The organism is Streptococcus gallolyticus subsp. gallolyticus DSM 16831, from assembly GCF_002000985.1.
GTDB lineage: Bacteria > Bacillota > Bacilli > Lactobacillales > Streptococcaceae > Streptococcus > Streptococcus gallolyticus.
Map to the genome: position 1 here is coordinate 235,487 of NZ_CP018822.1, position 13,437 is coordinate 248,923.

The 13,437-nt window shown below is 39.0% G+C and carries 13 protein-coding genes; 12 read left to right on the top strand and 1 reads right to left on the bottom strand.

The features are described from left to right. Positions 1–17: 17 nt before the first annotated feature. Positions 18–863: a Cof-type HAD-IIB family hydrolase gene (locus BTR42_RS01355; protein WP_077496022.1), complete on the bottom strand. Its 846-nt coding sequence runs from the start codon at positions 861–863 to the stop codon at positions 18–20. 313 nt (positions 864–1,176) lie between these two features. On the opposite strand from BTR42_RS01355, the gene rpsO reads away from it, so the two are divergent. The 12 genes from rpsO to BTR42_RS01415 all read left to right on the top strand — a co-directional run bounded on the left by rpsO (position 1,177) and on the right by BTR42_RS01415 (position 13,300). Then, entirely contained in the window at positions 1,177–1,446 is a 270-nt protein-coding gene (gene rpsO / locus BTR42_RS01360; protein ID WP_003063161.1) for a 30S ribosomal protein S15, read from the top strand. A gap of 483 nt (positions 1,447–1,929) precedes the next feature. Beyond that, positions 1,930–4,611 carry a bifunctional acetaldehyde-CoA/alcohol dehydrogenase gene (adhE, locus tag BTR42_RS01365; protein ID WP_009853352.1) on the top strand — a complete coding sequence of 894 codons (2,682 nt, stop codon included), beginning with the start codon at positions 1,930–1,932 and terminating at the stop codon, positions 4,609–4,611. Positions 4,612–4,683: 72 nt separating this feature from the next. Beyond that, complete coding sequence (locus tag BTR42_RS01370) at positions 4,684–5,037, top strand: hypothetical protein (protein WP_009853353.1); 354 nt, start codon at positions 4,684–4,686, stop codon at positions 5,035–5,037. Between the two features lie 12 nt (positions 5,038–5,049). Then, positions 5,050–5,283: a GlsB/YeaQ/YmgE family stress response membrane protein gene (locus BTR42_RS01375; RefSeq protein ID WP_009853354.1), complete on the top strand. Its 234-nt coding sequence runs from the start codon at positions 5,050–5,052 to the stop codon at positions 5,281–5,283. A 203-nt stretch (positions 5,284–5,486) separates the two neighbouring features. Further along, the gene (gene pnp / locus BTR42_RS01380; RefSeq protein ID WP_077496024.1) at positions 5,487–7,670 is read left to right on the top strand and encodes a polyribonucleotide nucleotidyltransferase; all 2,184 of its coding nucleotides are present in this window, start codon (positions 5,487–5,489) and stop codon (positions 7,668–7,670) included. A gap of 43 nt (positions 7,671–7,713) precedes the next feature. Continuing rightward, positions 7,714–8,469, top strand: coding sequence for an SseB family protein (locus tag BTR42_RS01385; RefSeq protein WP_061458891.1), 756 nt, complete (start codon positions 7,714–7,716; stop codon positions 8,467–8,469). Positions 8,470–8,484: 15 nt separating this feature from the next. Next, entirely contained in the window at positions 8,485–9,102 is a 618-nt protein-coding gene (cysE, locus tag BTR42_RS01390; RefSeq protein ID WP_077496026.1) for a serine O-acetyltransferase, read from the top strand. Between the two features lie 58 nt (positions 9,103–9,160). Then, on the top strand, positions 9,161–10,507 hold the full coding sequence (gene cysS / locus BTR42_RS01395) for a cysteine--tRNA ligase (protein WP_077496028.1): 1,347 nt from the start codon (positions 9,161–9,163) through the stop codon (positions 10,505–10,507). Next, positions 10,500–10,904, top strand: coding sequence for a Mini-ribonuclease 3 (locus tag BTR42_RS01400; protein ID WP_077496030.1), 405 nt, complete (start codon positions 10,500–10,502; stop codon positions 10,902–10,904). The genes cysS and BTR42_RS01400 overlap by 8 nt, the downstream gene beginning before the upstream one ends. A 62-nt stretch (positions 10,905–10,966) precedes the next feature. Continuing rightward, on the top strand, positions 10,967–11,716 hold the full coding sequence (rlmB, locus tag BTR42_RS01405; RefSeq protein ID WP_077496032.1) for a 23S rRNA (guanosine(2251)-2'-O)-methyltransferase RlmB: 750 nt from the start codon (positions 10,967–10,969) through the stop codon (positions 11,714–11,716). 50 nt (positions 11,717–11,766) lie between these two features. Then, positions 11,767–12,279, top strand: a complete 513-nt coding sequence (locus tag BTR42_RS01410) for an NYN domain-containing protein (protein ID WP_012961367.1) — start codon at positions 11,767–11,769, stop codon at positions 12,277–12,279. Between the two features lie 160 nt (positions 12,280–12,439). After that, entirely contained in the window at positions 12,440–13,300 is an 861-nt protein-coding gene (locus tag BTR42_RS01415; RefSeq protein WP_077496033.1) for a DegV family protein, read from the top strand. The last annotated feature ends 137 nt before the right edge of the window (positions 13,301–13,437 follow it).

A 13,437-nucleotide genomic window follows, 5' to 3' on the forward strand; every position in this document is an offset into this window, starting at 1 on the left:
TTCTATCTCCCGTTTAATCAAATGTTAAAGTAATCTCGTAACGTTTCAGCGATACCGTCCTCGTCGTTAGAAAGGGTAATAATATCGGCAATGTCTTTCAATTCTTGCACAGCATTTGCCATTGCCACCGCAGTTCCAGAATAAGTCAGCATACTAGCATCGTTTTGTCCGTCACCAAAAGCAATCATATCCTCTGGTTGATAACCGAGCGGTGCTAAAACAGTATCCAAGGCTTTTGCCTTGTCGATTCCTTGAGCAGTAAATTCATAATAAAAATCTGCCGTAAACATTGAACTGAGTTTGCCTTCAAATGGTGCAGCAATTTCTTTGTAATGTGCAGTAAGATAATCGCTACTGCCAGCCAATAAGATTTTATTGAGCGGGAAATCAGCAAAGGCAGCCAAATCACGCTTTTCAGCTAGCAAATATTTACCGCCACGTGATTCGTATTCAATGATATTAATGTCTAGATTCTTTTTCTCCCAGTGAATCATGTTGTTATAGACATCGTTGACGTACATATAATCCCCTTTGCTAATCATTGGGATGACATCAAATTGTTTCACGTGTTCAAGAACTGCTTGTCCTTCTTCAACCGTCATGGCTTGATTGAAAAGAATATCGCCAGATTCACAATCCACTACCACAGCGCCATTATAAGCCACTAAAAGCCCGTGGTGCTTGTCCATTGCTAATTCTTTAGCAAAATCCTGCATACCACTTACAGGACGACCAGAAGCCAAGATGAGACGTGCTCCTTGTTCTTGAGCGGCTAAAAGAGCTTCTTTTGTTTTAGGAGTGATTTTTTTCTCGCTGTTTGTCAATGTTCCGTCAATATCCATGATAATTAAAGATTTTGTCATAAGAGTTCTCACTTTCTTGTTGTTTGATTTCAGTATAGTTGATTTTGGAAAAGATGAAAATAGCTGAGCGTTGTTTAGAATGTTCTTGTCATTTTTTCTGACTTTCTTGATAAATTTTTGAAAAAAGTTTTTCAAACGGATGACTTCCAAATAACTTTTAGATGACCTTAGCTAAAAACATTAAAAACCTTTGACAAAAGCAGCAGTAATCTGCTACAATAAGGACTGTCGTATGACAAGTAACTTTTTCTTGGTTGTAGGAGACGCCAAAAACCTACGACTCGGATGAAGCAATATAAAGGAGAAAAATATTATGGCAATCTCAAAAGAGAAAAAAAATGAAATCATTGCTCAATACGCACGTCACGAAGGTGACACAGGTTCAGTTGAAGTTCAAGTAGCTGTTCTTACTTGGGAAATCAACCACCTTAACGAGCACATTAAACAACACAAAAAAGACCACGCAACTTACCGTGGATTGATGAAAAAAATCGGTCACCGTCGTAACTTGTTGGCATACCTTCGCCGCACAGACGTTAACCGTTACCGCGAATTGATCGCATCACTCGGACTTCGTCGTTAATCAGACGCCCAAGTCAACTAAAAGCTTCTTGGATTTTTCCAAGGGGCTTTTTTGTATTTTCCAAAATGATTTCTCCTTTAAAAAGACAAATTTTACAAAAAATGAAAGCAAACGATAATAACCTTGAGATGATTAAATAAAATGAGAGAATCGTGTCAAAAGTGATAAAAACATTAATATAGCAAGGTTTACGGCGTTTCTTTTGTATCCCCTTACAACGCTTTTGTAATAAAAATGAAAAAGCTTACAAAAAATACTTGACTTTTTTTGAAAAAAGTTTAATATAGTTGGTGAAGAATATCACAATGATTGATAGTTGAAGAACTTAACCTTTGATTTTGTGTAGTGAAGAGAGTTTTTTGACCTCTGTTGAGGTTTTAGACGACTATACAGGCTTTGTTTTTATCTTGGTGTCATTCATTCATTGTTCTTCTTAAAAATTGAGGCACTTATTTTAAGGGTACTTATAAGGAGGTTTTCTTAATGGCTAAAGCAACAAATGCAGATGTAAAGAATAACGAGTTGAGCGCTGAAGAAGCAGCCCAGCAGTACACAGGGGCTCTTGTCGATAAAGCTCTTGAAGCTGAGCGCGTTTATGCAACTTATTCACAAGAACAAGTTGATAAAATTGTAGCAGCTATGGCTCTTGCAGGTTCTGAAGCTTCGCTAGAATTGGCAAAAGAAGCACATGCCGAAACTGGTCGTGGTGTCGTTGAGGATAAAGATACTAAAAACCACTTCGCAACAGAATACGTTTACGAACGTATCAAAAATGAAAAAACAGTTGGTATCATTGGTGAAGATAAGGTTTCTGGAAGTATTCAAATTGCAGCACCTCTTGGTGTTTTAGCAGGTATTGTCCCAACAACAAACCCAACATCAACAACAATGTTTAAAATTTTGGTAGCGTTGAAAACACGTAATGCCATTGTTTTTGCATTCCACCCACAAGCACAAAAATGTTCAGCTCATGCAGCAAAAATTCTTTACGACGCTGCGGTGAAAGCTGGTGCTCCTGAAAATATTGTCCAATGGATTGAAACGCCATCAATCGCTAACACAACAGCCCTTATCCAAAACAAGAAAATTGCTTCTATTTTGGCAACTGGTGGACCTGGTATGGTAAATGCAGCCCTTAAATCAGGTAACCCATCAATGGGTGTTGGTGCAGGTAATGGTGCTATCTATGTTGATGCAACTGCTCATATTGACCGCGCTGTGGAAGACTTGTTGTTATCAAAACGCTTTGATAATGGTATGATTTGTGCGACTGAAAATTCAGCAGTCGTTGAAGCGCCAGTTTATAAAGAATGGTTGCAAAAAATGCAAGATAAAGGTGCTTACTTAGTACCTAAGAAGGACTACAAGAAAATTGAAGACTTTGTTTTCAATGACAACCATGGTGTAAACGGTCCTGTTGCCGGAATGCCAGCAACTTGGATTTGTGAACAAGCTGGTGTGAAATTGCCAGAAGGTAAAGATGTTCTCTTGTTTGAGCTTGACAAGAAAAACATCGGTGAAAAACTATCATCAGAAAAATTGTCTCCACTCCTTTCAGTGTACAAAGCTAAAGATCGTGAAGAAGGTATCGAAATTGTTGAAGCGCTTCTTGATTATCAAGGTGCAGGACACAATGCCGGTATCCAAATTGGTTCACAAGCAGACCCATTTGTAGCAACATATGGCGATGCCGTGAAAGCATCACGTGTCTTGGTTAACCAACCAGATTCAGTCGGAGGTATCGGTGATGTCTATACAGACGCACTTAAAGCCAGCTTAACACTTGGAACAGGATCATGGGGGAAAAATTCATTGTCACACAATCTTTCAACTGGCGATCTCTTAAATATCAAGACTGTTGCGAAACGTCGTAACCGTCCACAATGGATTCGCTTACCAGAAAAAACTTACTACGAAAAGAATGCTATCTCATATTTGCAAGATGAATATGAACCAATGCAACGTGCTTTGATTGTAGCAGACCCAGGTATGGTTCAATTTGGATTTGTTGACACTGTCCTTGCTCAATTGGCATTGCGTGATGAAAAAGTCGCAACATCAATTTACGGAACAATCAAACCAGACCCAACTCTTGGACAAACAATCGAAATTGCAAAACAAATGCGTGATTTCAAACCAGATACAGTCATTGCAATTGGTGGTGGCTCTGCTATTGATGCATCTAAGATTGCACGTTTAATTTATGAAGTTTATCTTGACCGTGGTGATGAATTCCTTGATAGTTATGATGCTGTTAGCGAATTTTTCCTTGAATTGCAACAAAAATTCATTGATATTCGTAAACGTATTGTGAAATTCAAACATCAAACAACAACACGTCTCTTCTGTATCCCAACCACATCTGGTACAGGTGCTGAGGTGACACCATTTGCGGTTATTACTGATGATTATACACACGTGAAATACCCACTTGCTGATTATGAATTGGTACCACAAGTTGCTATTGTTGATCCAGAATTTGTTATGACTGTGCCAAAACGTACAGCAGCTTGGTCAGGATTAGATGCTTTGTCACATGCTCTTGAATCTTACGTATCAGTTATGGCATCTGACTTTACACGTCCATGGTCTCTTGAAGCTATCAAGTTGATTATTGAAAATCTTGAAGATGCTTATAACTACGATCCTAAGAATCCAACACTTCGTGGTGAAAAAGCTAAAGAAAACATGCATTATGCAGCAGCTATTGCTGGTATGGCATTTGGTAATGCTTTCTTAGGTATCAACCATTCACTTGCTCACAAAACAGGTGGTGAATTTGGACTTCCACACGGTTTAGCTATTTCAATCGCAATGCAACATGTTATCCGCTATAACGGTGTATCTGGTAATGTTAAACGCTCAGTTTACCCACGTTATGAAGAATACCGTGCTCAAAAAGATTACGCAGATATTGCGCGTTATATTGGTCTTAAAGGTAAAGATGATGCAGAATTAGTCGAAGCACTTTGCGACCGCATTGATAAATTGATGCATGCTGTTGACGTTGAACCAAAACTTTCTGCTAATGGTGTTACAAAAGAAGCCTTTGATGCAGCAGTTGATCGTTTGGCAAGCTTGGCATATGATGACCAATGTACTCCAGCAAACCCACGTCAACCATACATTTCAGAATTGAAACAACTTTTGATTGATATGTTCTAATATTAGTTGTTTAGTTAGCAGTCAATACCTTAAAAGCCTCCCTTTGGGAGGCTTTTATGTTACAATAAGGATATGATATTTGGAATTTTAGCATTTTGTTTTGTTTTAATGGGACCGCTAGGGTTGATTTTTCTTGGTTTGAGTTTGTCAATTGGTCACCGTTGGAAATATATGTGGCTTTTGTCACTAGCATTTGGAATTGTATTTTTAAGTTCCTTTATTTTCATGGCAGAACAAACAATTGTTTTTTTAATACTGATGATACTAGGTTCTTTTGGAATGGGATTCACTTGCCCAAATCGATTTAGCAAGCGGAGCCGAATAGCTTTGTTTGTCGTAGCTATTTTGGTTTTGGCATTTTATCTAATTGTTTTGTGGATAATTAGTGGGGCTCTTTCAAACATTTCTAGTGGGACAACGATTTAAAAGGAGAATATTATGATTTGGTCATTAATTGTCGGAGCGCTTATTGGGATGATGGCTGGTGCAATCACCAATAGAGGAGAATCTATGGGCTGCATTTACAATATCTTTGCTGGTTTAGTTGGTTCTTTTGTTGGTCAAAGTTTATTTGGCTTTTGGGGACCATCGTTAGCTGGCATGGCAATTTTACCATCGATTTTAGGAGCTATTATTGTTATTGCAGTCGTTGATTTATTCTTTGGCAAGTAAATATTTTGATAAGAAGTAGTTGTCAACTGACAACTGCTTTTTAGTATTCTTAAAAAACTATGCTACAAGCTCTGCTATTTCCCATAAAATGTGATAAAATGATAGAGATACGTGGTTTTATGCAAAGACGAGTTTATAAGTCTTTTACAGACTGGTTTTTGTAGAAAACGGACGTATCAAAATAAAATATCAGAGGAATAAATATGTCAAAACAAACTTTTGAAACAACTTTCGCTGGCAGACCACTTGTTGTTGAGATTGGTCAAGTTGCTAAACAAGCCAATGGCGCTGCTGTGGTACGTTATGGTGAATCAACCATTCTTAGTGCAGCTGTCATGTCTAAAAAGATGTCAACAGGTGACTTTTTCCCACTTCAAGTTAACTATGAAGAAAAAATGTATGCAGCTGGAAAATTCCCTGGTGGTTTCAATAAACGTGAAGGACGCCCAACGACTGATGCGACTTTGACAGCGCGTTTGATTGACCGTCCGATTCGTCCAATGTTTGCAGAAGGCTTCCGTAATGAAGTTCAAGTGATTAATACCGTTCTCTCTTACGATGAAGATGCTAGTGCGCCAATGGCGGCTATGTTTGGTAGCTCACTTGCTTTATCTACCTCAGATATTCCATTTAACGGACCTATTGCAGGCGTTCAAGTAGCTTACATTGACGGTGAATTTATTATCAATCCGTCAGCTGCACAAAAAGAAGCCTCACTTCTTGAGTTGACTGTTGCTGGTACAAAAGATGCCATTAATATGGTTGAGTCTGGTGCCAAAGAATTGTCAGAAGACATCATGCTTGAAGCGCTTCTTAAAGGGCACGAAGCTGTTCGTGAATTGATTGCTTTCCAAGAAGAAATCGTCGCAGCTGTTGGTAAAGAAAAAGCTGAAGTTGAATTGCTTCAAGTTGACCCAGAATTGCAAGCTGAAATCATCGCAGCTTATAACGCTGACCTTCAAAAAGCAGTTCAAGTTGAAGAGAAAAAAGCGCGTGAAGCAGCGACAGAAGCTGTGAAAGAACAAGTCATTGCTGTTTACGAAGAACGCTACGCTGACGATGAAAATTACGAAACTATCATGCGTGACGTTGCTGAAATCCTTGAACAAATGGAACATGCAGAAGTCCGTCGCTTGATTACCGAAGACAAAATTCGTCCTGACGGTCGTCGTGTTGATGAAATTCGTCCATTGGATGCTGAAATTGATTATTTACCAAAAGTTCACGGTTCAGGTCTTTTCACACGTGGACAAACACAAGCATTATCAGTCTTGACCCTTGCTCCAATGGGAGAAACACAAATTGTTGACGGTCTTGACCCAGAATACAAGAAACGTTTCTTACATCACTACAATTTCCCACAATATTCAGTTGGTGAAACAGGACGTTATGGCGCTCCAGGTCGCCGTGAAATCGGTCATGGTGCCCTTGGTGAACGTGCTCTTGCGCAAGTTCTTCCTAGCTTAGAAGAATTTCCGTATGCAATCCGTCTTGTAGCCGAAGTTTTGGAATCAAATGGTTCATCTTCACAAGCTTCAATTTGTGCGGGTACTCTTGCTCTTATGGCTGGGGGTGTACCAATCAAAGCTCCAGTAGCAGGTATTGCCATGGGATTGATTTCAGACGGTAGCAACTACACAATCTTGACAGACATCCAAGGTCTTGAGGATCACTTTGGTGATATGGACTTTAAAGTTGCTGGTACACGTGAAGGGATTACAGCGCTTCAAATGGATATTAAGATTGAAGGAATCACCCCTCAAATCTTGAAAGAAGCTCTTGCTCAAGCTAAGAAAGCTCGTTTTGAAATCCTTGATTTGATTGAAGCAACTATCCTAGCACCACGTGCTCAATTGGCTCCGACAGCACCAAAAATTGATACAATCAAGATTGACGTTGATAAAATCAAAGTTGTCATCGGTAAAGGTGGCGAAACGATTGATAAAATTATCGAAGAAACTGGTGTTAAAATCGATATTGACGATGAAGGAAATGTATCTATTTATTCATCTGACCAAGCTGCAATTGACCGCACAAAAGAAATCATTGCTGGTTTAGTTCGCGAGGCTAAAGTTGGTGAAGTTTACCATGCCAAAGTTGTTCGTATCGAAAAATTCGGCGCGTTTGTTAATCTCTTTGATAAGACAGATGCCCTTGTTCACATTTCAGAAATTTCATGGTCACGTACGGCTAATGTTTCTGATGTTTTAGAAGTCGGTGAAGAAGTCGATGTTAAAGTCATTAAAGTTGATGATAAAGGTCGCGTTGATGCTTCAATGAAGGCTTTGTTACCACGTCCACCAAGAGCTGAGAAAGAACACAAAGGACATTCACCATTTGGCGGACACTTGCGTGATCGTAAAGAAAAACATGACAAAATCGACTAATCATCTTTCTTAAAGTCATTCTTTATAATTTTGGAGTTTTATCATGACAAATACAAATGAACTTGATATCCGTTTGCGTGCCTTTATTAACGCACCAGACAATTTTTTAGATAGTGTTGCTCTTGTCAACGCCTTGCATAACAACCCTGTCTTAGCCAGTGACCAGCCTTATGCTCTTGAAATTGATGGGCAAAAGGTGACACCTGTTTTTTCAGACAAAGATGACCTTGAAACATTTAAAACAGAACAAGCTAGCGCCCTACAACAAAATTGGGTGGAACGTTCAACACTAGATGTTTTGAGAGAAGTTATTGAAAAAGGATTGACAGGACTTGTTTTTAACCTTAAAAAGACAGGTGATTTTGGCAATTCAACCATTTTCAAAAGCAGTGAATTGATTCAATTTTTGAATGCTTATACAACTATCCTAAACAAACTCATGGGAGAAGAAAATCTCGCCGCGGATGTTTTGGATAAATATTATTTAGTACCTGCTTTTGTTCACCCACGTGATGACAAGAGTTTTGATCGTATGTTTCCAACAATGTCAACACCAGAAGGTAAAAGCTATGTGCCTGCTTTCTCAAACCTTCAAAGTTTTGCTAAATGGTATAATCACAATGACTTTGGTTTGCCGTTCCGTAAAGCACAAGGAAGTGTTTTAACGTGGCGCTTGGCAGATATTTACCAACCAGGACATGGCGAAAATGACATTGACGAAACCGTAGGAGTTGCGATTAATCCATTTGACGACCAACAAATCTTAGTGGATTGGTCTGAAATTGACGAAGACGAATAAAGGAAAGGAGAAGATATGGGTTGGTGGAAAGAAACCATAGATATCGTTAAGAAAAATGATCCAGCGGCTCGTAGCTCTCTGGAAATTATCTTAACGTATCCCGGTATTAAAGCACTAGCTGCACATCGTTTATCGCATTTTTTGTGGAAACATGGTTTTAAATTAATTGCTCGTATGCACAGCCAATTTTGGCGTTTTTGGACACAAATTGAAATTCACCCAGGAGCTGAAATTGCTGAAGGAGTTTTTATTGACCACGGTTCAGGGCTTGTTATCGGAGAAACAGCTATTGTGGAAAAGGGAGTTATGCTCTACCACGGTGTAACCCTTGGTGGAACAGGTAAAGATGTAGGAAAACGTCATCCGACCGTTCGTGAAGGAGCGCTTGTCTCTGCTCACGCTCAAGTCATTGGTCCTATTGAAATTGGAAAAAATGCTAAGGTAGGTGCTGCTGCTGTTGTAGTTGCGGATGTTCCTGATGATGTCACAGTTGTCGGTGTTCCTGCAAAAGTTGTTCGTGTTCACGGTAAGAAAGATGTGGATGCTATTCATAACATGGAAGAAAATCGTGAATATTACACGTCTAAACTTGAAGAAGCACGCTATCAAAGCTTGCATTCCTCAAAACTTTAGACAACATGAACAGTTTAAACAATAGTTTAAGAATGACTATAAAAGGGGAGAAACAGACATGACAATTAAAATTTATGATACAATGACCAGAAGTTTGCGAGATTTCGTGCCGATTACTGAAAATACGGTTAATATGTATATCTGCGGACCAACGGTTTACAACTATATTCATATTGGAAATGCTCGTAGCGTTGTGGCATTTGACACCATTCGTCGTTATTTTGAATACCGAGGCTACAAGGTTAACTATATTTCTAACTTCACAGATGTTGATGACAGAATCATCAAAGGAGCTGCTGAAGCTGGTATGGACACCAAAGCTTTTTCAGATAAATTTATCGCCGCTTTCATGGAGGATGTCAAACAACTCGGTGTGAAACCAGCAACTAAAAATCCTCGTGTCATTGATTATATGGATGAAATTATTGACTTTGTGAAAGTTTTGGTAGATAAAGGTTTTGCTTACGAAGCTAATGGCGATGTGTATTTCCGCGTTGCAAAAAGCCAAAACTATGCAAAACTCGCTAATAAAACACTTGCTGACTTAGAAGTTGGAGCTAGTGGTCGTGTTGATGGCGAAGGAGAAATCAAGGAAAATCCTTTAGACTTTGCCCTTTGGAAATCAGCCAAACCAGGCGAGGTTTCATGGCAAAGCCCATGGGGAGAAGGGCGCCCTGGTTGGCATATTGAATGTTCTGTTATGGCGACAACCATTCTTGGTGATACGATTGATATTCACGGTGGTGGAGCCGACTTGGAATTTCCTCACCATACCAACGAAATCGCCCAATCTGAAGCCAAAACAGGAAAAACATTTGCCAATTATTGGATGCACAATGGCTTTGTCAATGTTGATAATGAAAAAATGTCAAAATCTCTCGGAAATTTTGTAACTGTTCATGATATGTTAAAAACCGTTGATGGACAAGTTTTAAGATTTTTCCTTGCGACACAACAATACCGCAAGCCAGTGAATTTCACTGAAAAAGCTGTTCATGACGCCTCTGTTAATCTTAAATATTTGAAAAATACTTTTACATTGCCACTTACTGAAGAAGCCGATGCTGCTGAATTGGCAAAATTTAAAGCTGATTTTGAAGCAGCTATGGATGATGATTTCAATACGGCAAATGGTATTACAGTCATTTTTGATATGGCAAAATGGATTAATTCAGGTAATTATAATCAAGCAGTCAAAGATACCTTTGCAAAGATGCTTGCTGTATTTGGTATTGTGTTTGAAGAAGAAGTCTTGGATGCTGATATTGAAGCACTTATTGAAAAACGCCAAGCTGCGCGTGCCAATAAAGATTTCGCAACAGCAGATGCCATTCGTGACCAATTAGCAGCACAAGGTATTAAACTTCTCGATACCAAAGATGGTGTGAGGTGGACACGTGACTAACAAGGTAGATGTCAATCTAATTAATGGTATTGCCCTTGCTTTTGAAGGTGACGCGGTTTATTCCATGTATATTCGTAAGCACTTGATTTTTCAAGGATTAACAAAGCCAAATCAATTGCACCGCAAAGCAACCAAATATGTCTCTGCTAAGGCGCAAGCTATGCTAATTAATCTTATGTTAGAAGCTCAGCTATTGACCGAAAAAGAAGAAGACATCTATAAACGTGGCCGCAACACAAATAGCCACACCAAAGCTAAAAATGCGGATGTCGTGACTTATCGCATGTCAACAGGCTTTGAAGCAGTCATGGGATATCTTCATATGACTGACCAAATCGAACGTCTCGAAGAACTAATCGACTGGTGTATTCAAGCCGTTGAGAAAATAGAAGACTAGCTATAAATAAAAATAACAGCCAGTTCTCGCATGAGAGCTGGTTTTCGTGATATAATAACACTATGAAAAACAGAGAATTTAATGAAACTAATGACATTGTTTACGGTGTTCATGCCGTAACGGAGAGTTTGACGGCTAATACAGGAAATAAACTCTACATTCAAGACGATTTACGTGGAAAAAATGTTGATAAGATAAAAAACTTAGCAGCAGAGAAAAAAGTATCAATCTCTTGGACGCCTAAAAAAACACTTAGCGATATGACAAATGGTGCTGTTCACCAAGGATTTGTTTTGCGTGTTTCAGAATTCGCCTATGCAGAATTGGATGCGATTTTGGATAAAGCTGCGCAGGAAGAAAATCCGCTCATTCTTATCTTGGACGGACTCAATGACCCACATAATTTTGGCTCAATCTTGCGAACAGCTGATGCAACAAACGTGACAGGTGTTATCATTCCAAAACACCGTGCGGTTGGTGTTACGCCAGTTGTTGCCAAAACATCAACAGGTGCCGTTGAGCATGTGCCGATTGCGCGTGTGACAAATCTCAGCCAAACCCTTGATAAATTAAAAGGACAGGGCTTCTGGGTATTTGGAACAGACATGAATGGAACCCCAGCTCACAAATGGAATACTTCGGGTAAATTAGCATTAATCATCGGAAACGAAGGAAAAGGCATTTCACAAAACATCAAAAAACAAGTTGATGAAATGATTACCATTCCGATGAACGGTCATGTGCAAAGCTTAAATGCCAGCGTCGCTGTGGCAGTATTAATGTACGAAGTCTTCCGCCATAAAATCGACTAAAACCTTGTAAAGCCGAAAAAAGCTAGCCATCTATGAAAGGACTAGAACAATTGAAGAAAAAAATCCTCTTAGTTGATGGTTATAATATGATTGCCTTTTGGCAGGAAACACGTCAACTGTTTAAGAAAAATCAACTAGACGAAGCCAGAAATATCTTGCTACGTAAGTTAAATAACTACGCTCATTTTGAAAATCTTGACATCATCTGTGTTTTTGATGCGCAATATGTCCCTGGAGTTCGTCAACGCTATGACCAATATAAAATTCAAGTCATCTTTACAGAAGAAGACGAGACTGCAGATTCTTACATTGAACGTACCGCTGCTGAGTTAAACACACCCCGTAATCTTGTTGAAGTTGCGACCAGTGATTTGAATGAGCAGTGGACAGTTTTCTCGCAGGGAGCTTTACGTGTCTCGGCCCGTGAACTCGAACAACGTGTTAATACAGTCAAATCAGATTTGGATAAAATGTCTCAACATATTGATTTAACAACACCAAAATTACGCCCTTGGAACGACGGACAACTGGATAAATTGAAGCAATTGCTAGACGACATGTAATTAAACCAGAATCAGACTTTAAAAAGAAGCTCGCGCAATGTGAGCTTTTTTGGTATAATAATTTAAAATCATTTGATTATCAAAGTATTATTTTGAAAATGAAAACTGATTTGACGGTAAAATGTCAGAAAAATCAGTGTTTGATAGTAAAGGAAGAATTATGACTTTTAAATTAATAACAGATTCAACAGCTGATTTAGATGAAGAATGGGCAAACGCTCACGATGTTGAAATTTTAGGATTAACCATTCAATTAGACGGAAAAACATACGAAACTGTCGGTGAGAATCGTTTAACGAGTGAAGTATTGCTTGAAAGTATGAAAAATGGTGGCAAACCAACCACTAGTCAAGTTAATGTGGGACAATTTGAAGAAAGCTTTCGACATCATGCTCAAAATGGGGACAAGGTGCTTTATTTGGCATTTTCATCTGTTCTTTCAGGAACGTATCAAAGCTCGATGATTGCGCGTGATATTGTCTTGGAAGAATTCCCGCAAGCTACTATTGAAATTGTTGATACTTTAGCTGCTGCTGGTGGTGAAGGTTACTTGTCTATTTTAGCAGCGCAAGCGCGTGATGAAGGAAAATCACTTGAAGAAACCAAAGCAATGATTATTGATATTTTGCCACGTCTAAGAACCTATTTCTTGGTTGATGACCTTTATCATCTTATGCGTGGAGGACGTTTATCAAAAACGTCAGCTATTATGGGAAGTTTGGCAAATATCAAGCCACTTTTGTGGATTGAACCATCTGGAAAATTAGTTCCATTAGCCAAAGTTCGTGGACGCAAAAAAGCCTTGAAAGAAGTCGTTTCCCAAGCAACACAATCATTAGCACATGGCACAGCCGTTGTTGCCTATGCCAATGACATTGAAGGTGCTGAAACACTCAAAAAATCATTACTAGAACATGAAGATGTTGACCATGTCCTCATCATGCCACTAGGACCAGTCATTTCTGCCCACGTAGGACCAGGAACATTAGCCGTCTTTTCAATCGGAAAAGAAGCAAGATAAAGTTAAAGTAAAAAGAGTAGTAAAATGCTGCTCTTTTATTGTAAAATGGGACTGTCAAGTGAATTTGACACGATGTAAAGGCGCCTTAGCTAATATGTCAAGGATATTGGATAGTGTTTCAAAGCGAAAAAGGAGAT